This is a genomic window from Propionicimonas sp. T2.31MG-18, assembly GCF_964266745.1.
Taxonomy (GTDB): Bacteria; Actinomycetota; Actinomycetes; order Propionibacteriales; family Propionibacteriaceae; genus Propionicimonas.
Genome location: NZ_CAXWGX010000003.1, coordinates 1 through 19,493 on the forward strand (window position 1 = coordinate 1; position 19,493 = coordinate 19,493).

Here is a 19,493-nt window from a genome sequence, read left to right on the forward strand (position 1 = left end):
CCCTCCCGCCGCCCCGCTCCGCCCCTCCCTTCCGTTCCTGCCCCCGATCGCAACTCTCGCTACCGGAATTCCGGTAGCGAGAGTTGCGATCGGCAGCGAACGCGGGTTGGGGGTGCCGCTGGCGGCCCTCTCCCCCGCCGGCGGGTCGTCCGTCCCGTTCCTCCGGCCTGACGGACGCCGCCGCCAGTACCTGTGGTTCCTGCCCCCGAGTGCAACGCCCGCTACCGGAATTCCGGTAGCGCGGGTTGCGATCGGCAGCGAACGCGGGGACGGGGTCCCGTGGGTGGCCGGCCGCGCGTCACGTCAGCGCCGGGCGGCGTCCCGACGGGCCCGTCGCCGTCCGCCGGGCGCTCGGGTGACCGTTCGTCCGGCGCCGGGTTCGCCCGCTCGTCGGCGCCGCGGTCCGCCCCGTCCTCCGGCACCGGATCGTGGCGCGTCCGCCCGTTCCCGTGGATCCCGCTGCCGAGTGCAACGCCTGCTACCGGAATTCCGGTAGCGGGAGTTGCGATCGGCAGCAAACGCGGGGGACGGGGCGGGACTCGGCGGGGGACGGGGCGAGCGGGGGGACCACGAGCGGCGAAGCGGGGACGTCCCGTCGACGCCACCGGTGGTGTGGGACCATGGATGCCATGGGTCTGGATCCGCAACTTCTGGGTGCCGGCGAGGTCGAGGTGCTGCACCTGCGCACCCACGGCAAGGCGCTCATCATGCCGGTCGTCTCGCTGCTGCTCATCGCGGTGGCCAGCGGGCTCGGCTACGCGCTGCCGCCGGCCTCCTGGCAGCCGGTCACGAACTGGATCGTCACCGTGCTCATGCTGATCGCGCTCGGCACGTGGGTGGTGGCGCCCTTCCTGCGCTGGATCTCGTCCACCTACACGTTCACCGACCGCCGGATCATCACCCGCCGCGGCATCATCACCCAGACCGGGCACGACCTGCCGCTCACCCGGATCGTCAACGTGGCCTACGAGCGGGGGGTCATCGACCGCATGCTCGGCTGCGGGACGCTCATCCTCACGACGGCCGCCGACCAGCCGGTGACGCTGGAGGACATCCCGGACGTGGAGCGCGTGCACGTGATGATGACCGAACTGCTGTTCGGCAAGGACGGCAAGGCGTCCGGCCCCGAGGCCACCGCTTGAGCGCGCAGGACGCCGGCGGCGTGCCGGAGCGGCTCGCGCTGCGCACCCAGCTGGTGCGGTTCGTCCTGACCGGTGGGCTGTCGGCCGTCGTCGACCTGGGACTGCTGGTCGTGCTGATGAACCTCGCCGGACTCGAGCACACCCCGGCCAAGGCCCTGTCGTTCGTCGCGGGCACCACCACCGCCTACCTGATCAACCGCCGCTGGACGTTCCGCTCAGACGGCTCGAAGCGCAAGTTCGCCGCCGTCATGCTGCTGTACGGGCTCACGTTCGTGCTCCAGGTGGGACTGTTCGCCGTGCTCTACCCCTGGATCCTCGCCGCTTCGGCGAGCCAGACCGTCGCGCAGGTGGTCGGCTTCGTGATCGCCCAGGGCGTGGCCACCACGGTGAACTTCGTGGTGCAGCGCCACCTGATCTTCCGCTGAACGGCGCCCGTCGCTAGTCGAGGAGCTCCCGGCCGAGCTGTCCGTTCGCGTCCTGCGCCGGCAGGAAGAGGTTGACCAGGTGCCTGTCCGTGCGGGCCAGGACGTGCAGGGTCGTGCCGCGCCGACAGGCGCTCGAGACGGCGTCCACGCCGGCGGCCAGGTAGCTCCAGTCGTTCCACCCGGGCTCCTTGCCGGCGACGGCGAACTCCTGCTCTTCAGCCTGCACGAGGTTCGCGCCGACGGCCTGGGCGAACAGGTGGAAGCGGCTTCCGTCGAACACCGCGGACAGGCTTCCCGAGTCGAGTTCCAGCAGAGGCGAGGGGGCGATGCCCACCGGGGACCAGCCCGACCATCCGGCGTCGGTGCGTCGGGCTCGCCAGACGGCCGAGTCGGACCGCACGGTGAACAGGTCGACGATGCCCGGCCCCGGTGAGGCGGCCGCGATCATGAGCGGGTTGGCCGCCGTGCCGAGCACGTCCAGGTGCGTCCACTGCGACCAGGCGCCGCGGGCATGTGCCAGGTGCACGATCGAACCGGCGTCGGTCACGGCGAGGACGTCGATGTCGCCGGTCCGGCTGGACGCAACCGCGAGCGGGCCGGCGAGGTCCTCGCCGCCCAGGTCGTCCCACCGTCCCCAGCCCGGCCCGCCTCCGTCGTACCAGACGTGCTCGAGGTGGCCGCCGGCGACGCCGAAGGCGTCCAGCCGGTCCGCTCCCCACGCAACGGCGTGCCAGCGCGGGACCAGGTGGGCGGCCTGCCGGCGCGTGGGCGGCATCGAGATCGTCTCCCAGCCCGACCAGCCCACGCCGTCCCGGTACCAGCGGTGGAGGAGGTCGGGGCTCCCGGTCGTCGAGACCAGATCGAGCCGGTCGGGCCCCCAGCTGGCACAACCCGGGCCGTGGTAGCCGGAGAAGCTTCCGCCGGGGGTCAGGGTGGCCGCGCTGTACGCCGGGTTGTCCACGACATTCACGACCCAGCGGGCATCATCGATCTTCCGGATATCCGCCGCGAACGGGCAGTCGTCCTCGCCGCCGCCGTGCAGCGCGCTGAAGAAGGCGTCGCACTCGTCCTCGCCGACAACGGGACAACTCCACTGGACCACGAGCTCCCTGGCCTCCCGCACGACGCCCTGCGACGGGTCGGTGCTCGTCGTCGTGCGGTAGCGGACCGTCCCGCTGGTGCCTGCCCAGTCGGTGACCCCCTCGAAGGAGCCCTGCTCGCCGGGAGTGAGCCGCCCCGGCGGCTGCCGTCCCCAGTTCCCCCAGTTCCGGTGCGCTTCGGTCAACTCCAGCGCCGACACCGTGAAGTTGTGGAGGATGACTGTCGCGGTTCCCATGGCAGGCTCGCTTCCGGCCGGTCGACGGTGTGCCGGCGTGGACACACCATGGCGCGGTCGCGACAGGCCCGCCCAGTCGGAGAATTGCGCCGCAGGGACGGTCCCGCGCCGCCGGCACGGGCCGGCCAGCCAGCCGTCCGCACGACCGCCGCGGTCGGAGGGTTAGGGTGTCGGCCGTGGCTGAGTCGGTGTCCGGTGTGCCCTCGCCCGCGGACGGGAGCGGTGCCGCGCGCCTGCGACGGGTCGTCCTCGTCGTGGCCGGGCTGAACCTCGCCTACTTCTTCGTCGAGTTCGTCGTCGCGCTCGGTGCCGGGTCGGTGGCGCTGCTCGCCGACAGCGTGGACTTCCTCGAGGACGCCGCGGTCAACCTGCTGATCTTCATCGCCCTGGGCTGGCCGCTGGTCCGGCGGGCGGTGGTGGGCAAGCTGATGGCGGCCGTTCTCCTGGGTCCAGCGGCGCTCGCGGGCTGGGAGGCGATCGAGCGGTTCTCGGCCCCGGTCCCGCCACGGGTGGTTCCGTTGGTGCTCGCCTCGATCGGCGCGATCGTGGTGAACGGGTTCAGCGCGTGGCTGCTGAACCGGGTGCGCCACCACGGCGGGTCGCTCAGCAGGGCGGCGTTCCTTTCGGCCCGCAACGACGTGCTGGTGAATCTGGCCATCATCGCGATGGGCATCGTGACCGCCTGGACCGGCTCTGGCTGGCCCGACCTGGTCCTGGGCTGCTTCATCATCGCGCTCGCCCTGCGCGCCGCCGCCGAGGTCTGGGAGGCGAGCGAGGAGGAGCGCCTCGCCGCGAAGGCCCTCGCCGGGGAGCCGCTCGACTGACGGCGGCGCCCGCGGGCCGGGTCAGGGGACGGCGCTCAGAGCACCGTCATCTGCTGCGGTTCCACGAGGACGCCGCTCGCGGTCGGCAGGTCGGACGGCATCACGCGGTAGACGCGCTGGCCGGTCGCCTCGGCGACGAAGTTCGTCGGCACCCCGTCGACGTAGTGGACGCCGGCGCCGTCGTCGGCGCCGTACCCGCCGGGCAGGTCACCGGTGGCGACCGCGTCGGTGTAGGACGGCGCACGCTCGGCCTCGCCGTCGAAGTGCGGGCAGAAGCTGCCGGGCACCAGGCCCAGCCCGCCCCGCCAGGGACGGAAGTCGCCGAAGGAGTCGGTGATGCAGCCGGTGTACCAGGCCGATCCGCCGGCCGAGACGCCGGCCAGCACCACGTCGCCGGCCGCGTACCGCGACCGGATCGCCGCGTCCACCCCGTGCGCCTGCCACAGCGCCATCAGGTTCACCGTGTGCCCGCCGCCGACCAGCAGCAGGTCCGCATCGGCGAGGCGGGCCACCGACCCGGCCGACCCGCCCTCCCACAGCGTCAGCACCATCGTGCGCACGCCGAGGGTTCCGTAGGCGAGCAGGAACTTGTTGATGTACTGCGGGTCGTCGGCCGACGCGGTGGGCGCGAAGCACACCAGCGGGGACGGCTTCCCGGTGAGCTCGACCAGGTAGCGGTCGAGGTTGGTGGGGGCTCCGAAGGGTGACATCGAGAAGCCGCCGCCACCCATCGCGACGATGTGCGCAGTCATGTCCCCATCTTGGCAGAACCCCGGGCCGGCGCGGCGGGCGGTTATCCTCACGCGGGTGAGGACTCCCGCAGCGACCATCGGCGTCATCGGCGGCGGCCAGCTGGCCCGCATGATGCACGCCGCGTCCATCGGGCTCGGGCTGCGGCTGCGGCTGCTGGCCGAGGGCCCGGACGTCTCCGCGGCCCAGGTCGTGCACGACGTGGCGGTCGGCGACTACACCGACCCCGGCACCGTCGCGGGGTTCGCGGCCGGCTGCGACGTGGTGACCTTCGACCACGAGCACGTACCGACCGCGATCCTGCACGACCTCGTCGACGCCGGCATCGCCGTCCGGCCCGGCCCCGAGGCCCTCGTCCACGCCCAGGACAAGGCGGTGATGCGCGCGCGCCTCGCCGCCCTCGGCGTCCCGTGCCCGCGCAACCGCGTGGTCGCCGGCCCGGACGACCTCGCCGCCGTCGCCGAGGAGCTCGGCTGGCCGGTGATCGCCAAGACCTCCCGTGGTGGCTACGACGGCAAGGGCGTGTGGAAGCTGGACGGACCCGAGCAGGCTGGCGTCCCCTTCGAGGGGCTCCGCGCCGACGCCGTCATCATCGCCGAGGAGTTCATCGACTTCACCCGCGAGCTCAGCGTCCTCGTGGTCCGGCGCCCCGGCGGCCAGGCCGTCGCCTACCCGGTGAGCGAGACCGCGCAGCGCGACGGCATCTGCGTCGCGACCGTCACCCCCGCGCCGGGGCTGCGTCCCGACCAGGTGCGCGACCTCCAGGCGATGGGCCTTCGGATCGCGGAGGAGCTGGGCGTCGTCGGTGTGCTCGCGGTCGAACTGATGGAGGCGGCCGACGGCACGGTGGTGGTCAACGAGCTGGCGATGCGGCCGCACAACACGGGGCACTGGAGCATCGACGGCGCGGTCACCAGCCAGTTCGAGAACCACCTGCGCGCGGTCGCCGATCTCCCGCTGGGTTCCACGGCGCCCGTCGCCCCGGTCACGGTCATGGTCAACGTGCTCGGCGGGAGCCGTACCGACCTGCTCGCCGGCCTCTCCGAGGTGATGGCCGCCGACCCGGGCCTGAAGGTGCAGCTCTACGGCAAGGACGTGGTGCCCGGGCGCAAGGTCGGCCACGTCACCGCCGTCGGAGACGACCTCGATGCGACGATGGGACGGGCGTGGCGCGCGGCCCGGCGCCTGAGGGGAGACACCGATGAGTGAGCAGCCGCTGGTCGGCATCGTGATGGGGTCGGACTCGGACTGGCCGGTGATGTCCGCGGCCGCCGACGCCTGCGCCGAGTTCGGCGTGCCCTACGAGGCGGACGTGGTCTCCGCCCACCGCATGCCCGAGGACATGGTGGCCTACGGCCGTGCCGCCCACACCCGGGGGCTGAAGGTGATCATCGCCGGCGCCGGCGGTGCCGCCCACCTGCCCGGCATGCTGGCCGCCCTCACCCCGCTCCCGGTGGTCGGCGTCCCGGTACCCCTGAAGTACCTCGACGGGATGGACTCACTGCTGTCGATCGTGCAGATGCCCGCGGGTGTGCCGGTGGCGACGGTGGCGATCGGCAACGCCCGCAATGCCGGCCTGCTGGCCGTGCGGATCCTGGCCGCCTCCGACCCGGTGCTCGCAGACAAGATGGTCGCCTTCCAGGAGGAGTTGCGCCGCTCGGCGCTGGCCAAGGGCGCCGCCGTCCGCGGCTGAGCCGCGGCGCCCGCGCGACGGGCGAGCCTGTGCGCCGACCGGGCAGGTGTTCAGCGTGGGGAGCGCAGTGCCAGCCGGGTCTGGCTCTGGCTCACGCCGCCGCCGGCCTTCAGGCGGCGCAGGAACCGGTCGAGTTCTGTCGTGTCCCGCACCACCACGCGCAGCAGGTAGTCGTACGGTCCGGTCACGTGGACGGCGTCCCGCACCGCCGGCTCCCTGCTCACCCAGCCCAGGAACGCCTCGGAGTCCTGCTCGGGGCGCAGGCGGACGTCGATGAACGTCTCGATCCCGGTGTCCCCGGACGGCGCCTCCGCGGCGAGCACCGCGCGGTAGCCCAGGATCACCCCCGCCGACTCCAGCTTGCGGACGCGGGCGGCCGCGGCGTTGGTGCTCAGCCCGACCCGGCGTCCCAGCTCACTGAAGGATGCGCGGCCGTCGCGGGACAGGATGTTCACGATCTGCTCGTCGAGGGCGTCCACACCGCCAATCTATCCGTCCGGAAGCGAGATTGGCAGCGCTGCGGCCCGGCGCATGGCAGGGTGCCTGCCGTGGACGTCCTCCCTGCCCTGGCCAGCGGGCTGCTCGCCGGCATCGGCATCGCCATGCCGCTGGGGGCGATCAGCGTGCTGCTGATCGGTGAGGGCATCGCCCGCGGGTTCCGCGGAGCGGCCCCCGGGGCCCTGGCCGTGGGCGTCGTGGACACCCTGTACTGCACGGCCGCGGTCGTCCTCGGCGCGGTGGCGGCGCCGGTCATCGTCGCCTGGGGCGCGTGGCCAGCCGTCGCCGGCGGGGTGGCCCTGGTGGCCATCGCCGCACTGGGGCTCCGGCGGGCGCTGGCGCGCCCGGTCGATGGGCAGGAGGCCACCGCCGTCGCCGGACGCGGTCGGCACCGGTTCGCGCTCTTCCTTGGTCTCACCGCGATCAACCCGGCGACGCTGGTCTACTTCGCCGCGATCACCGTCGGGCTCGGCGACGTACTGCACAGCGTGCCGGCAGCGATCGCCTTCGTGGCCGGCGTCGGCGCGGCGTCGCTGGCCTGGCAGCTGAGCCTGGTCGCAATTGCCGGCGCGGTCGGCCACCGCGCCACCCCGCGCGCTCGCAGGGCCACGGCCGTGGTGGGCAACCTGATCGTCGCTGGGCTGGGCCTGGCGATGCTCGCCCGAACGCTGTTCTAGGAGTCCTGCTGCGCATATCCGGCGAACCGCCTTGCCATCGCCACGTCTGTGAGTAGCATTAATGCCGAGCGATCTGCCGTGGAGCCACGGCGAGGGGGGTCGCGAACACACCTGGATCGGAACTCATGACCCCCCGCATGCTCCGGTGCCGGCTTCTCGCCGCCGGCATCCTGCCCCTCCTTCTCGTGCCCGCCGTCGGCGTGAACGCTTCGGCCACCAGCCTGTCCGGGACGGACTCCCGTCCCAGCACCCCGAGGATCTTCTCCCCGACCTCGCCGCTGTACCAGAAGCTGCCGGCCAAGACTCCGGCAGCGTCGAACTCGGCCAAGCTCGTCGCGAGCCTCAACAAGCAGGCCCACGAGTTCTACGGCACGAAGTCCATGGCCAACGTCGGCGTCAACACCAACCGCTTCACCCCGGCGCTCTACGTGGCGTACGACAGCGACCCCGCCTACGACGTCACCGGGTGGAACTGCCAGGGCAAGTGGCCCGGCTGGGACGCGGAGCTGAACCGCATGCTCCGTGGCGTCCACATTCCCGACGACCTCCAGCCCGACCCGTCCTCCGACGGCTCGGTGTCGATCTACAACGCCGACACCCAGGACGTCGTCGAGCTGTGGAAGGCGCGCAAGGTCGACGGGGCCTGGCAGGCGTGCTGGGGCGGACGGATCACCGACGCCGCCTCGGCGCGCGGCACCTTCCCGCACGGCTACGGCGCCTCCGCCAGCGGGCTGTCGCTGTGGGGCACCACGATCCGGCAGCAGGAACTGCTGGACGGCCACATCGACCACGTGATCAGCCTCGCCCTCCCGCGCACGAAGAAGGGGACGGTCTCCTGGCCCGCCAACCGCACGGACGGGTGGGCCTCCGGCACCCAGCTGGCGATCGGCCAGATGCTGCGGCTGCCCGCCTCCCTCGACCTGTCGAGGATGAAGCTCTCCCCGGCCGCCCGCACCATCGCCCGGGCCGCGCAGGAGTACGGGATCATCGTCGTCGACACGGCCGGCTCCGTCGTCTTCTCCGCCGAGAACCCGATCGCGCTCGCCGCCAACCGCTACGACGAGGTGTTCCGGGGACGGTGGCCCTTCCTGGAGATGCACGGCGACCGTGGGCGCGGTGAGGTGGCCTTCCCGCTCGACAAGCTGGTCGCTCTGCCGCTGAACTACCAGGTGCCGCCGGCTCCCGCCGTGGCGGCCGTGCCGAACACCGCCTACGCCGCAGCGGTGAAGAAGGCGAAGCCGAAGACCTACTGGCGGCTCGACGACACCGGCTCGACCGCCGTCGACAGCAGCGGCAGGAAGCGCGCGGGCACGCTGCGGGGGGTCACCCGGTACGTGGAGGGCGCCATCCCGGGCAGCCGCGCGATCGAGACCACCGGAGACGCGTCCTCAGGGGTGTACGCGTCCGCCAGGACGACGCCGGCGAAGAGCTTCACCGTCCAGGTCTGGTTCCGCACCGCCACCACGCGGGGTGGCAAGCTCCTCGGCTTCGAGAGCACCACGACCGGCAAGGGGGCCCGCGCGGACCGCTCGCTGTACCTCACCGACGACGGACGCCTGGTCTTCGGCACCTACAGCACCGTGATGCAGAAGGTGGTCAGCCCCGCGTCCTACAACGACGGCGCCTGGCACCGCGCGACGGTGACCCAGGGCCCCACCGGCACCCGGCTCTACGTGGACGGGGAACAGGTCGCCACCGGGACGGCGACGAAGGCCCAGGCGGGCTCGGGCTACTGGCGCCTCGGGGGCGGCAACCTGGACGCGTGGCCGCTCCAGCCGACCAGCGGCTGGGTCGCGGGAGCACTGGACGAGTTCGCCTACTACGAGTCCGTCCTCGCCCCGGAGGTGATCGCGGCACAATACCGGGCCGCGTCCTAGGGCGGGTGCGACGCCGGCGGGCCCCGTCCACGCGAGGCGGGCGCCGGTCCGGCTCGCGCAATTCTTCGCCTTGCCGGTCGTCGGCGCGCGTCGCTTGACTGGCCGTGGGCAGGCGCCCGGGCGGGCGCCCCCGGCCGGACGAGGTGGTGTGATGATCGCCGCGAACCTGATCCTGCTCGGCCTCGCCGTCGGCTTCCTCGTGGTGGCCGGCATCGGCCTGCGGGGGGCGTGGCCGATGATGCTGGCCGGCTTCCTCACCCTCGCCGCCTGGGTGGTGGTCGCGGTGTGGGCGGTGGTCAACCTGCTCCAGCTGTTCTCCGGCGACGACGCGGACGACGCGATCCGGAGCATGGTGGCCTACGTCATGGTGGCGGCGCCGGTGACCGGCCTCGGCCTGGCCTTCCTCGCCTTCGTGAAGTGCGGCCCGGTCGTCGTCCCCCGCGCCCTGCACGCGCTCGGGCTGACGACCCTGGTCGCCGGCGTGGTCGTGGTGGCCCTCGACTGGGAGGACGCGTCCCTGCTGGCGAAGGTGCTCGCCGTCGCGGTCCCTCCGCTGTGGGGCCTGGCCTGGCTGATCCCCTACCTCCTGCTGCGCGGCAGCGTGGACGAGGCCGCGTACGCCGCGGCCCCCACCGTCCTGCTCCCGTTCCCCGGGGGAGAGCGGACCTGGGTCATCCAGGGCAACGGCAGCGCGCTGAACCACAACACCGCCCACTTCACCCAGGCGTTCGCCTGGGACTTCCGCCGGCCCTGTGGCACGCCGGTCCTCGCCGCGCTGGGGGGACGGGTGGTCTCGGTCATCGACGCCAACGACGGCATCGGCGGGCCCAACAACGAGGTGGAGGTGGAGCACGCCGACGGATCGGTCGCGTCCTACCTGCACGTGCAGAAGGGCAGCGCACAGGTGGCGGTCGGGGCGACGGTCGCCCAGGGCGACCGGCTGGCGTCCGTGGGCAGCGTGGGCAACAGCCTCACCGGGCACATCCACTTCCAGGTGCGTTCGGGCGGCAGCACGGTGCCGGTGCGGTTCGCCGACGTCACCCGGCACGCGGGGATCCCACGGGGGTTCCGGTTCTACACCTCGGGGAACCGCTGAGGCTCACTGCTCCCGGGAGAACGACACCCGGATCGCGTTGACCACGGCCGGGATCGACCACACGAACGCCCAGACCGCCCCGAGCAGGCTGACGATGGCGAACACCAGCGCCAGCAGCTGGTCGCCCAGGCTCACCACCACGCCGGGCAGCCAGCCGTGGACGATGCCGAGCACGAGCTGGAGCACGAAGGACGTGGCGACGTGGATCATCAGCGCGACGGCCTTGAGGAACTTCTGCTGCGCGGCCACCAGCAGCACGAGGAACACGATCTTCAGCAGCAGCAGCAGGCCGAGGACGGCCGCGGACTCCCCGACGGGGAAGAACCCCCAGATCGCCAGGTAGGCGATGGTGCCGAAGGGCACGGAGACGAACAGGCCGAACATCACCATCAGCAGCACGAACGCGCCGAGGGCCATCACGAAGCTGAGGATGATCCAGCAGAAGGACACGACCAGCGTCACGATGCCCTGGACCCGCCCGTAGGCGCGCTGGCTGAGCAGGAAGCTGAGCGCGAGCATGACCACGGAGAACAGCAGGTAGCCGTCGACCAGCGCCAGGTACCCGATGCCGTTGCCGGGCGGGCTGTCCGCGTCCACCCCGTTCACCATGTCGGGCTCGACGCCGGGGATGCCGCCGGCCAGCGACGCGACCGGTCCGGCGCTGCCGCCCCCCAGTGCCAGCGACGAGCCGGTCTCGACCAGCACCGCAAGGAGCAGGGCGAACGCTGCCAGGAAGAAGAGCGGGCGGCGCACCTCGCCCAGGACGGGCATCAGGTGTCCTTGCGCAGGACGACGGCGCAGCCCGTGGCGGAGCCGCACTGCAGGACGAAGGTGCCGCCCTCCCGGGTGTAGGTGAGGCGGACGTCCTCGCCGGGGTCGAGCTCGTGGCTCAGGGTCCGCCCGGCGAGGGTGACCGTGAGGCCGACCGGTTGCGACCCGGTGGTGAGGATGGCGCGGCGGGTCGCGCGCTCCCAGCCGAAGCCGCCGGTGACCTCGCGCACGGCCACGGCGCAGGTGCCGGTGAAGGCGATCGTCGTGCCCTCCACGTCGCAGCCCGGGCCGCCGTCGAGGTCCGCGGCGGTGAGCGGGTCGCCGGCGGCCCGGTCCGGGGAGGCCCAGTCCGGCCACGACCCGCCGGATCCACCGCCGGGCCCGAGGACGCCGAGCAGGTACAGGAGCATGGCGGCCACCACGAGCGCGCCGAGGACCACCAGGGGCTTGCGGTCAGCCATCGGTCGGTCCTGTCACGGGTCGGGAGCGCAGCGGGGGGAGATAGGGGTGGGGCCTAGGGCGTCCCCTCCGGATGGCCCTGGTTCTCCCAGTAGCTGCGGGTGCGCGTGGAGCCGGGCACGCAGGTGGTGTCCCCGTCGAACGCCTCGCGCCACACGTAGCCCTGCACGCACGTCTCCGGGCCGTACGGGCCGGTCGGGTCCTTGCGCGCCTTCTGGAGCCCCGGGTCGTTGTCGGCTTTCGCCTCGGCCGCGCTGAGCACGGTGACGCAGGTGTTGTCGCCCGGCCGGGCCAGCCGCGGCACGTAGGGTGCCGGGCACGGGTTCGTGGGGGTCGGGGACGCGGTCGGCGTGGGCGAAGGGGAGGGCTCGGCGGGCGTCGGGCCCGGCCGCAGCAGGAACCACGCCACGACGCCGACCACGACGACCAGCGCAGCCGCGGCCACCCACACCCACCAGGGCAGTCCCGACGGCGCGGCCGCGGCCGGTGCGGCCGGCACGACCACCTCGAGGTGCTGCGCCTGGTCGCTGTACTCCTCCGGCGGCCGGTCGGCGTCGTAGGCGATGAACCGCACCGTGTACTGGCCGGCCGCCGTCCCCGGGGGTGGGGTGAGGGTCACCGTGTACTGCTCGGTGGTGCCCGGGGCGATCACCCGCAGGGGCTCGGCGATCTGCGCCCACGCCTTCGCGTCGGGCCCGGAGGCCGGGGCGAAGGCACCGAGCACGATCCGCGCGGGGACCGTCGCGGAGTTCGTCACCGCGGCGGTCACGGTGAGCGGGCCGCTGCCCGCGGTCAGCGTCGTGCTGGTCAGGGCCAGGGTGATGGCGCTCATCGGTCATCGCCTCTCGGTGAAGGTGTCGGGGTACTCGGAGTCGTTGAACATGTGCTCGGTGTAGCCGGGCTGGTTCTCGACGTGGGTGCGGTTGGCGGTGTCCTCCCACACGCAGACGAGGTCGTCGGGGAAGGCCAGGCGCGGCACGTAGGGGATCTGGCACTCCGTCGTGCCGGGGATCACCCGGTTGCGCTGCACGTCCGACCGGTTGTCCCACTGGGCCTCCTTCGCGCTGGCCGGCATCACGCAGGTCAGGTCGCCGGGACGGGCCAGCCGGGGGACGAACGGCTCGGGGCAGGGGTTGGACGGGGTGGGCGACGGCGTCGGCTCCGGAGGGGGGACGGGGGCGGGGCGCAGCAGCAGGAATGCCACCACGCCGACCGCCACCACCAGGACCGCGGCCACCGCGTACACCCACCACGGGATGCCCGTGGCGGGCGCCGGTGCCGGGGCCAGCACGACCCGCACCTGCTGGGCCTGGTCGCTGTACTCCTCGGGCGGCCGGTCGGCGTCGTACGCGATCAGTCGCACCACGTGGTCGCCGGCGGCGGCGTCGGCGGGCGGGGTGATCGTCACCGTGTACTGCTCGGTGGCCCCGCCGGCCAGTTCGCGCAGCGGGCGCTCGACGCTCGTCCACCCGGCGGCGCCCGTCGAGGCCGGCCCGGTGGCCACCGTGCCGGCGAGCGGGGGATAGGCGCCGAGGACGACCCGCGCGGGCACCGCCGCGGAGTTGGTGACCGAGGCGGTGAGGGTGCTCGCCATCGCCCGGGTGGCGCGGACGTCGGTGGCGGTGAGGGTGAGGGTGAGGACGCTCATGGTTGCCCTTCGGCTGCGGCGGGGGTGGGCGGGACGGATGGTGGAGCGGGTGGGGTCGCAGGGGGCGCGGGCGGGCCGGGATCCGGGCCGGCGGGCGCGCGGACCGCGGTCGCCCCGACCGGCGCGGACGCCGTCGGGCTCGGCGCCAGCGCGACCTCGCTGATGTCGGTGGCCGGCGCGCCCGCGGCCAGCACCTCCGCGGTGACGTGCGCGGGCTTGGTCGCGGCGACGATCCGCGCCACGGTGTCGGCCAGGTCCTCGCCGCCCTCGGGCAGCCGGACGCGCAGGTGGAAGCCGCCGGCGTCCTCCACGGCGAACCCCGTCCGCCGGGTGGCGACCTCGAGGAAGCGCACGATGCCGCCGACCGTCCCGCGGCGCGCGGCGAGGTCGGCGGACGCGCACAGCAGGTCGCGCAGCGGGGCCGCTCCGCCGGGCAGCGTGCTGCGCGCGCGGGTCGGCGACTCCGGCAGGGTCAGCCAGTCGAGGTCGACCCAGGAGGCGAGGTAGCAGACCATCGCGTCGGGCGCGCGCATCGGGTCGAACCACCCCTCCAGGTGGTCCAGCACGGCACCCACCGGCTGGTGCATGCCGTCGCCCGCAGCCAGGAGCGCCGGCAGGGGACCGGCGCCGGCGCCGGCCACGATCACCTGGGGCAGCGTGTCGCGCAGCGACGTCCTAGCCATGGGCGCGCACCACCTCGACGCGGTGCTCGCCCGAGCAGAACAGCCACGACGGCGGCAGGGTGACGACGTCGTCCACCACGCGCGCGGCGCAGGGACGCCAGCGTTCGCCACCGTCCACCGAGCGGTGGACGCCCGCGGCGCCGGCCGCGAGCACCAGCCGGTCGCCGTTGTCGAGCACGGTGCCGGACACCGAGGACAGCGCGGTGAACCGGCGCCGGTCGCGCAGCGGCAGGCCGCAGTTCACGTCGGGCGCCACCCAGGTGGGGTCGGCCGTCCCCAGTTCCAGGGCGAGGATGCCGCTGCTCTGGCTGGCGGCGAACGCCGTCGTGCCGATCACGCGCACCATCCAGCAACTGCCGCCCGTCCAGCCCTTGGAGAGCTCCTGCCACTGCCCGGACATCGTGGGCACGTCGACAGCGCCGAGCTCGTCGATCGGCAACCGGGCTGCCCCCGTCCCGTCCCCCTCCGGCGCCGCCCGCGGCGCCCACAGGAACACCCGCGGGCCGTCGTACTGCACCGACAGCGAGCGGATCTCCTCACCGGCGGGGCGGACCAGCCGGAACGAGTCCGGGGCGCCCGCGCTGGCCGACAGCCAGACCCCGCCGGCCGCCTCCGCTGCGAGCGCGACGCCCACGCGTCCGCGGACGTCGGTGAACGCTGCGACGGCGTGGAACCCCCGGTCGGGCTGCGTGGGGTCGACGAGGTTCGGTACAGGCACCGCCCCGGGCGCCATCGCGATCTCGTACAGGCCCTTCGTGCCCGCGGCGAGGATCGTCGGCGTGCCGCCGCGGTCGAGCCAGAGCATGTCGTTGATGCCGAAGCCGAGGTCGGCGACGGTGAGCCAGTTCGTGCCTAGGTCGGTGCTCACCCGGATCCGGCAGCCGTCACCGTGGTCGGTGGCGATCGCGACATGCCCGGGCAGGTTGCGCCCGCCCCCGCGCCCGGCGACCGCCTGCGGCCAGGTGGCGACAGAGCGGACGGTCTCCGCCCCGAACACCCCGCACGTCTCCCAGCCCTCGCCGTAGTTCGTGGTGCGGAACAGCCGGGGGCCCTGGGCGACGAACCACGTGCCGGGCTGGCCGTCGGCGCGGACGAGGTCGGTGGCGTCCGCGTCGGGCACCTCCGCGAGCTCCAGGCGGACGCGCTCCACGTACTGCACGCCGGGCTCGGCCTGTTCCAGCGACCGGTAGAGGTTGGACACCCGCAGCGGGCGTCCGAAGCCCGCCCCGGTGTCGTCCCCCGGCTCGGGGACGGGGGTGATCGTGCGGGCCAGGCGGGCGAGGATGCGTTCGCGCACCGCGTCGGCGTTCTCGTCGGGACGCACGACCACGCGGGCGTCCACGGAGACCTGCTTGTAGCTGCCCCAGGTGACGATCGGCACCGCTCCGATGGTGGCCCGCTCGGCCAGGTGGGCGGCCACCTCGCGGCGCACCTCCTCGCGCGCGTTGGCCTCGAGGGCCTCCCGGGTCACCCGTCCCTGGGGACGCTGGGCGTGGGGCACGTGCGGCACGAGCACCACCTCGACCTCGCCCGGCGCGGCGAACGCCCACGCCTCCCTCCGGGTCACGGCGTGCGCCCGCTCCACCCCGCCGTTGCGGGTGGCGAGCACCTCGTAGTCGCGGGCGGTGACGGCGCGGTCCCGCGCCTGGAAGTCGGCCGGGCCGCGGCGCAGGGCACTGCCCAGTTCCTCCGCGTCCCGCCCGCCGGTGGCGGCCTCGTGATTGGCCACCTTGGTGCCGTCGGGCAGCGCGTCCCGCAGCACGGTGAGCGTCCCCGGTCCCACGTTGCCGCGCTCCCCGCCACCGGTGCGGTAGGACGCGATCACGGCCATCCCCGCGCCGGGGACCACCGGCGGCGTCTCCTCCGACGGGTCGTACCAGGCGAAGCTCAGCGTCCCTGACGTCCGGTCCAGCCGGTACACGGCCTCACCCGGGCGGGCGTCGGCGAACACGGCCACCTCGCGACAGATCCGGAACGAGCGGTCGCCGACGACGACCGCCTCGCCGGAGGCCGTCCCCGCGGTGTCGGCGACCTGGATCCCGATGCGCACCCCGGGCCCGGCGACCAGCGGCGCGGACGGCAGGAGGAACGACTGCCCGGGGCCGCCGTTGCCCGTGCCGACCTCCACGTCGTCGTGCAGCAGCACGTCCGCGGCCTCCACCTGCGCGGTGGTCTGGTCGGCGGTGAGGCTCGCGTCGGCGAGCGTGACGAAGACGGGCGTCGGCGCCCCCGGCACCCCCGGCGGGCAGGTGACGCGGGTGCCGCGCGGGATCAGCATCGGTCGCCCGGGCTTGGGGCGCGTGAACTCCAGCACGGTCGAGGCCGCCCCGGGCGGGCCGAGGCTGGTGCCCAGCAGGTTCAGGAACGTGGCGTACAGGCGGTCGGGCACGCGGTTCAGCCGGTACAGCAGCACGTCGGTGAGGTGGGCGAAGGCCTCCACCAGCACGACGCCCGGGTCGTGAACGGTGAGGTCGGTCCAGGCGGGGTCGAGCTGGCGGATCCGGTCCACCGCCTCCGCGACGAGGTCGGTGAAGTTGCGGTCGTCGAGGTTGGGGACGGGGACGCTCATCGCCGTCCGCCCTGGGTCGGCACGGCGACGGCCACCGCGTCGGTGGCGAGCGTGGACTGGATCCGGTAGGTCATGCGAACCTCCAGCAGGGACGGGTCGTCCTCGGGCACCTGCGCGACCACCTCGAGGATCTTCACGCGCTTCTCCCAGGTCTCGACGGCCTGGGTGACGTAGTGGATGGCGAGTCCGGCGGTGGTGTCGTCCGCCCCCTCGAAGGCGAGCCGCCACAGGTGGCAGCCGTACGCCGGCCGGTTCACCCGCTCGCCCGGACGGGTGCTGAGCAGCAGCAGGAGCGCCTGCCGGATGGATGCGGCGTCGTCGACGGTGGCCAGGCGCCCGCGCGGGTCGAGCCGCATGCCGGGAGCCACGTCGTCGTCGAACCCGGGGATCGCGAACGCGACGGCCCGGAAGCGGGGCGCGCTCATCGGTCGGCCCCCACGAACCGCTGGCCGGGCTCACGGACGGTGTAGTGCGTCGGCGGGACCCCGTCCGTCATCCCGTCGATGCTGTCCAGGCACACCTTCGCCCCGCCGATCCGGACGAACTCGGAGTAGCCGCGGATGACGGCGAGGGTGTGGTTGCACTGCTTGGTGTTGGTGCTGATGTTCGGGCACATCGAGATCTCCCGGCCCTCCGGGTCGGTGGCGACAAGCACCGGCTCGGCAGCGATCCGCACCCACTCCTGGCTCGCGGTGTTGGCGACCTTGCCGTCGTGGCCGCAGCGCAGCACGCCGGGAAGGACGAGCATCATCATGGCGCCTCCTCGAAGTCGACGGTGCGGGCCCGCACCCTCAGCGCACGACCGGGTGCTTCGATGAGCACGTCGGTGGCCGCGGTGATACGCACCAGGGCCGGCCCCAGCTCGACCGAGGAGCCGTGGCCGTCGGTGAGGGAGAGGATCCGGTTCGTCCCGTCGAGCACCACCTGCTGCCCGTCCCGGGTGCGCACCAGCGCCGTCGCCCCGCGCTCCGGCGCACCGCCGGCCAGCGCGGGGGCCGCCTGGGCGGAGTTCCTGGGACGCTCCGTGCGCGGCAGCGGCGGGCTGTCGGGGCCGTACAGGCCGCCCAGCACGATGGCGTGCGCCGGGTCGTGGCCGGGCAGCAGCACCAGGACGTGGTCGTCCACCTCCGGTAGCGCGACGACGCCCTTGTCGGCGCCCGCCGCCGGGAGCAGCACCGGGGCCCAGCCGGTCTCCAGGTCGGGGTAGGCCGGCAGCCGGACGCGGACCCGCCCGCGGTCCTCGGGGTCGTCCACGTCGCTCACCACGCCGAGCGTCACCTGGTCGCGCGCCCGCGGCCGTGGCGGGGCCGGCGGGCGGGACGACAGCGTGGTCTCGTAGCCGGTCACGGTGATCTCGTGCGTCGCCTCGGTGACGGGGTACACGCCTTCGACCGCGGAGCGCACGCCCTGGAGCCGCACGCGTCCGCCGGCCTGGAGGGCGGGGTCACCGTCCACCACCAGCACGGCCGTCACCTCGCCCTGGCTGCGGACGTCGAGGTCGGCGCCGGCCAGCGCGGTCGGCTGGGTGAGCGACCCCTGGCGGAGCTCGTCGGCGCGCACCAGGTCGCCGCCGCCGCCGAGGCGGCCCGGCCCCGGGTCGGCGCGCACCTGGGCGACCGGTCCGGACGCCGAGGCGCGGCCGGTGTCGGCCTGCGTGCTCACCGGGTCCCACCAGGTGGCCTCGGCGCCGCGGAAGGCCGGTTCGGCCGACACCTCGATCTCCGCGGCGTGGAGGGTGGAGCCGTACGCGACGGTGGCCGGCTCCCCGTCCCCCGCGGTCGGCACCAGGTGCAGGGTGCCGCCCCGCACGACCGGGTGCCGCCCGTGGCGCCCGGCGACCTCGACGAGCAGGTCGAGGTCGGAGCGGGCCACCTGGTACACCGGGCCGAGCGGGTCGGCGGGCGCTTCCACCGCCAGGCCGGTGCCGGCGGCCAGCGCCTCGGTGAGCGCGCGCAGGTCGGTGTCCTCCAGCAGCCGCGTCGACTGCCTCTTCCGCAGCCGGTGCAGGGCGTCGTAGGCGCGCACCCGCACCTGGCGGCCGGTGTCGGCGCGGTAGCTGTACTCCACGACGGTCACCTCGCCGCTGAACAGCGGCGTCCGGCGTCCGCCGAGCTCGATGCGCAGCGCGTCCCCGGTGTCTGGGGACACTCCCAGCGCGTCCTCCGCTGCCCACGCCACCTGGCACTGGGTCGGCTGCCCGAGCGCGGAGTGCACCAGGATCCGGACGATCCGGGCGGTGTCGGCCGCTGCGAGGCGCTGGCCGCCGAGGGTGACGATCAGCTCCGGGAGCCCCTGCACCTGCCTCATCGCGGACCCTCCCCGCTGGGCGGCACCGCGAGCGGCCCGACGAAGTCGAGGGGGTCGTCGATGTCGTTGTAGAGCAGCAGTTCCTTCCACTGGAAGGGGTTGCCGAAGGCCTCGAGCGAGAACAGCCCGAGCCGGGTCGGGCTGATGGTGGCCTCCCCCTCCTCCACGGACGGGCTGCCCTCGTCCACCACGTCGAGGGCGGCGACGGCGGGCGCGGACAGGTCGATGGCCGGCAGCCGCTGGGCGAGCTCCCAGGCCTCACCGCCCTCCTCGTCCGCGGCCGTGCCGACGCGCACGAAGGTCAGCCGGAGCCAGGAGCGCAGCGGCGAGCCGTCCGTGGCGAACCGGTCGAACCGCTCGGCGACCTCGGTGATGATGCCGGGGATCGACCAGGCCTGCCCCCACAGCACCCGCACCAGCGGGGGCCGGCGCTGACGCTGCACCTCCGCGGAGTTCTCGGCCAGCGCCCAGATCCTGCGCGTGAGCTGGCGGACGTCGGAGGCCTCGAGGTTGACCGGCAGCAGGTCGATGTCGAACAGCAGGTCGAGCTTCAGCTCGGTGCGCCCGCCGCCGGTGAACAGCAGCGGGTCGTCGGCCAGCCCCGACCCGGTGAGCCGCCCGCCGGAGGACTGCCGTGCCTCCACGCCCGCGGTGCGCGTCATCACCACGGTCTCGGGGTTGAGGAGGCAGAAGATCTGCTCCCCGGTCTCCTCGACGAGGAAGGCGATCGTCTCCATG

21 protein-coding genes are annotated in these 19,493 nt (G+C 73.8%); 8 read left to right on the forward strand and 13 right to left on the reverse strand.

Annotated elements, in window-relative coordinates; all coding sequences use genetic code 11:
• The first annotated feature begins 629 nt into the window (after positions 1-629).
• Both ACFQQJ_RS03430 and ACFQQJ_RS03435 read left to right on the forward strand, forming a co-directional pair.
• A complete protein-coding gene (locus tag ACFQQJ_RS03430) occupies positions 630-1,142 on the forward strand; it encodes a PH domain-containing protein (protein WP_377104130.1) in 513 nt (170 codons plus the stop codon).
• Positions 1,139-1,567, forward strand: a complete 429-nt coding sequence (locus tag ACFQQJ_RS03435) for a GtrA family protein (protein ID WP_377104132.1) — start codon at positions 1,139-1,141, stop codon at positions 1,565-1,567. Before ACFQQJ_RS03430 ends, ACFQQJ_RS03435 begins: the two co-directional genes overlap by 4 nt.
• A 13-nt stretch (positions 1,568-1,580) precedes the next feature.
• On the opposite strand, the gene ACFQQJ_RS03440 is transcribed toward ACFQQJ_RS03435, so the two are convergent.
• Positions 1,581-2,903, reverse strand: a complete 1,323-nt coding sequence (locus ACFQQJ_RS03440) for a hypothetical protein (RefSeq protein ID WP_377104134.1) — start codon at positions 2,901-2,903, stop codon at positions 1,581-1,583.
• A gap of 176 nt (positions 2,904-3,079) precedes the next feature.
• On the opposite strand from ACFQQJ_RS03440, the gene ACFQQJ_RS03445 reads away from it, so the two are divergent.
• Positions 3,080-3,727, forward strand: a complete 648-nt coding sequence (locus ACFQQJ_RS03445; RefSeq protein WP_377104136.1) for a cation transporter — start codon at positions 3,080-3,082, stop codon at positions 3,725-3,727.
• 35 nt (positions 3,728-3,762) lie between these two features.
• On the opposite strand, the gene ACFQQJ_RS03450 is transcribed toward ACFQQJ_RS03445, so the two are convergent.
• Positions 3,763-4,479, reverse strand: a complete 717-nt coding sequence (locus ACFQQJ_RS03450) for a Type 1 glutamine amidotransferase-like domain-containing protein (protein WP_377104138.1) — start codon at positions 4,477-4,479, stop codon at positions 3,763-3,765.
• Here ACFQQJ_RS03450 and ACFQQJ_RS03455 point away from each other — a divergent pair.
• Positions 4,478-5,686, forward strand: a complete 1,209-nt coding sequence (locus ACFQQJ_RS03455) for a 5-(carboxyamino)imidazole ribonucleotide synthase (protein WP_377104140.1) — start codon at positions 4,478-4,480, stop codon at positions 5,684-5,686. The genes ACFQQJ_RS03450 and ACFQQJ_RS03455 overlap by 2 nt on opposite strands.
• Positions 5,679-6,170: a 5-(carboxyamino)imidazole ribonucleotide mutase gene (purE, locus tag ACFQQJ_RS03460; RefSeq protein ID WP_377104142.1), complete on the forward strand. Its 492-nt coding sequence runs from the start codon at positions 5,679-5,681 to the stop codon at positions 6,168-6,170. The genes ACFQQJ_RS03455 and purE overlap by 8 nt, the downstream gene beginning before the upstream one ends.
• A gap of 50 nt (positions 6,171-6,220) precedes the next feature.
• On the opposite strand, the gene ACFQQJ_RS03465 is transcribed toward purE, so the two are convergent.
• Complete coding sequence (locus ACFQQJ_RS03465; protein WP_377104144.1) at positions 6,221-6,649, reverse strand: Lrp/AsnC family transcriptional regulator; 429 nt, start codon at positions 6,647-6,649, stop codon at positions 6,221-6,223.
• A gap of 69 nt (positions 6,650-6,718) precedes the next feature.
• Here ACFQQJ_RS03465 and ACFQQJ_RS03470 point away from each other — a divergent pair, with 69 nt between their 5' ends.
• The 3 genes from ACFQQJ_RS03470 (at position 6,719) to ACFQQJ_RS03480 (ending at position 10,318) form a co-directional block, all read left to right on the forward strand.
• A complete protein-coding gene (locus tag ACFQQJ_RS03470; RefSeq protein ID WP_377104146.1) occupies positions 6,719-7,345 on the forward strand; it encodes a LysE family transporter in 627 nt (208 codons plus the stop codon).
• A gap of 125 nt (positions 7,346-7,470) precedes the next feature.
• Complete coding sequence (locus ACFQQJ_RS03475) at positions 7,471-9,222, forward strand: LamG domain-containing protein (protein WP_377104148.1); 1,752 nt, start codon at positions 7,471-7,473, stop codon at positions 9,220-9,222.
• A gap of 151 nt (positions 9,223-9,373) precedes the next feature.
• Positions 9,374-10,318 (forward strand): M23 family metallopeptidase, encoded by a 945-nt coding sequence (locus ACFQQJ_RS03480; RefSeq protein ID WP_377104150.1) that lies wholly within the window; start codon positions 9,374-9,376, stop codon positions 10,316-10,318.
• A 3-nt stretch (positions 10,319-10,321) separates the two neighbouring features.
• On the opposite strand, the gene ACFQQJ_RS03485 is transcribed toward ACFQQJ_RS03480, so the two are convergent.
• From ACFQQJ_RS03485 to ACFQQJ_RS03530, 10 genes are read right to left on the reverse strand one after another with little or no spacing between them, the layout of a single operon-like run.
• Positions 10,322-11,089: a hypothetical protein gene (locus tag ACFQQJ_RS03485; RefSeq protein ID WP_377104152.1), complete on the reverse strand. Its 768-nt coding sequence runs from the start codon at positions 11,087-11,089 to the stop codon at positions 10,322-10,324.
• Complete coding sequence (locus ACFQQJ_RS03490) at positions 11,089-11,550, reverse strand: hypothetical protein (protein WP_377104154.1); 462 nt, start codon at positions 11,548-11,550, stop codon at positions 11,089-11,091. Before ACFQQJ_RS03490 ends, ACFQQJ_RS03485 begins: the two co-directional genes overlap by 1 nt.
• A gap of 53 nt (positions 11,551-11,603) precedes the next feature.
• Positions 11,604-12,380, reverse strand: a complete 777-nt coding sequence (locus ACFQQJ_RS03495) for a hypothetical protein (protein ID WP_377104156.1) — start codon at positions 12,378-12,380, stop codon at positions 11,604-11,606.
• 3 nt (positions 12,381-12,383) lie between these two features.
• Positions 12,384-13,196, reverse strand: a complete 813-nt coding sequence (locus ACFQQJ_RS03500; RefSeq protein WP_377104158.1) for an NEW3 domain-containing protein — start codon at positions 13,194-13,196, stop codon at positions 12,384-12,386.
• Entirely contained in the window at positions 13,193-13,879 is a 687-nt protein-coding gene (locus ACFQQJ_RS03505) for a hypothetical protein (RefSeq protein ID WP_377104160.1), read from the reverse strand. The genes ACFQQJ_RS03500 and ACFQQJ_RS03505 overlap by 4 nt, the downstream gene beginning before the upstream one ends.
• A complete protein-coding gene (locus tag ACFQQJ_RS03510) occupies positions 13,872-16,448 on the reverse strand; it encodes a baseplate J/gp47 family protein (protein ID WP_377104162.1) in 2,577 nt (858 codons plus the stop codon). Before ACFQQJ_RS03510 ends, ACFQQJ_RS03505 begins: the two co-directional genes overlap by 8 nt.
• Positions 16,445-16,873 carry a GPW/gp25 family protein gene (locus tag ACFQQJ_RS03515; protein WP_377104163.1) on the reverse strand — a complete coding sequence of 143 codons (429 nt, stop codon included), beginning with the start codon at positions 16,871-16,873 and terminating at the stop codon, positions 16,445-16,447. Before ACFQQJ_RS03515 ends, ACFQQJ_RS03510 begins: the two co-directional genes overlap by 4 nt.
• Positions 16,870-17,202: a hypothetical protein gene (locus tag ACFQQJ_RS03520; protein WP_377104165.1), complete on the reverse strand. Its 333-nt coding sequence runs from the start codon at positions 17,200-17,202 to the stop codon at positions 16,870-16,872. Before ACFQQJ_RS03520 ends, ACFQQJ_RS03515 begins: the two co-directional genes overlap by 4 nt.
• Positions 17,199-18,755: a phage baseplate assembly protein V gene (locus tag ACFQQJ_RS03525; RefSeq protein ID WP_377104167.1), complete on the reverse strand. Its 1,557-nt coding sequence runs from the start codon at positions 18,753-18,755 to the stop codon at positions 17,199-17,201. Before ACFQQJ_RS03525 ends, ACFQQJ_RS03520 begins: the two co-directional genes overlap by 4 nt.
• On the reverse strand, positions 18,752-19,492 hold the full coding sequence (locus tag ACFQQJ_RS03530; protein ID WP_377104169.1) for a hypothetical protein: 741 nt from the start codon (positions 19,490-19,492) through the stop codon (positions 18,752-18,754). The genes ACFQQJ_RS03525 and ACFQQJ_RS03530 overlap by 4 nt, the downstream gene beginning before the upstream one ends.
• Between the last annotated feature and the right edge of the window lies 1 nt (position 19,493).

What these genes read in the sequence shown, in the direction of transcription:
- ACFQQJ_RS03430 (WP_377104130.1), top strand. Translation starts at nt 630, where the DNA reads ATGGGTCTGGATCCGCAACTTCTGGGTGCCGGCGAGGTCGAGGTGCTG.
- ACFQQJ_RS03440 (WP_377104134.1), bottom strand. Translation starts at nt 2,903, where the DNA reads ATGGGAACCGCGACAGTCATCCTCCACAACTTCACGGTGTCGGCGCTG.
- ACFQQJ_RS03455 (WP_377104140.1), top strand. Translation starts at nt 4,478, where the DNA reads ATGTCCCCATCTTGGCAGAACCCCGGGCCGGCGCGGCGGGCGGTTATC.
- ACFQQJ_RS03450 (WP_377104138.1), bottom strand. Translation starts at nt 4,479, where the DNA reads ATGACTGCGCACATCGTCGCGATGGGTGGCGGCGGCTTCTCGATGTCA.
- purE (WP_377104142.1), top strand. Translation starts at nt 5,679, where the DNA reads ATGAGTGAGCAGCCGCTGGTCGGCATCGTGATGGGGTCGGACTCGGAC.
- ACFQQJ_RS03475 (WP_377104148.1), top strand. Translation starts at nt 7,471, where the DNA reads ATGACCCCCCGCATGCTCCGGTGCCGGCTTCTCGCCGCCGGCATCCTG.
- ACFQQJ_RS03480 (WP_377104150.1), top strand. Translation starts at nt 9,374, where the DNA reads ATGATCGCCGCGAACCTGATCCTGCTCGGCCTCGCCGTCGGCTTCCTC.
- ACFQQJ_RS03485 (WP_377104152.1), bottom strand. Translation starts at nt 11,089, where the DNA reads ATGCCCGTCCTGGGCGAGGTGCGCCGCCCGCTCTTCTTCCTGGCAGCG.
- ACFQQJ_RS03490 (WP_377104154.1), bottom strand. Translation starts at nt 11,550, where the DNA reads ATGGCTGACCGCAAGCCCCTGGTGGTCCTCGGCGCGCTCGTGGTGGCC.
- ACFQQJ_RS03495 (WP_377104156.1), bottom strand. Translation starts at nt 12,380, where the DNA reads ATGAGCGCCATCACCCTGGCCCTGACCAGCACGACGCTGACCGCGGGC.
- ACFQQJ_RS03500 (WP_377104158.1), bottom strand. Translation starts at nt 13,196, where the DNA reads ATGAGCGTCCTCACCCTCACCCTCACCGCCACCGACGTCCGCGCCACC.
- ACFQQJ_RS03505 (WP_377104160.1), bottom strand. Translation starts at nt 13,879, where the DNA reads ATGGCTAGGACGTCGCTGCGCGACACGCTGCCCCAGGTGATCGTGGCC.
- ACFQQJ_RS03510 (WP_377104162.1), bottom strand. Translation starts at nt 16,448, where the DNA reads ATGAGCGTCCCCGTCCCCAACCTCGACGACCGCAACTTCACCGACCTC.
- ACFQQJ_RS03515 (WP_377104163.1), bottom strand. Translation starts at nt 16,873, where the DNA reads ATGAGCGCGCCCCGCTTCCGGGCCGTCGCGTTCGCGATCCCCGGGTTC.
- ACFQQJ_RS03520 (WP_377104165.1), bottom strand. Translation starts at nt 17,202, where the DNA reads ATGATGATGCTCGTCCTTCCCGGCGTGCTGCGCTGCGGCCACGACGGC.
- ACFQQJ_RS03525 (WP_377104167.1), bottom strand. Translation starts at nt 18,755, where the DNA reads ATGAGGCAGGTGCAGGGGCTCCCGGAGCTGATCGTCACCCTCGGCGGC.
- ACFQQJ_RS03530 (WP_377104169.1), bottom strand. Translation starts at nt 19,492, where the DNA reads ATGGAGACGATCGCCTTCCTCGTCGAGGAGACCGGGGAGCAGATCTTC.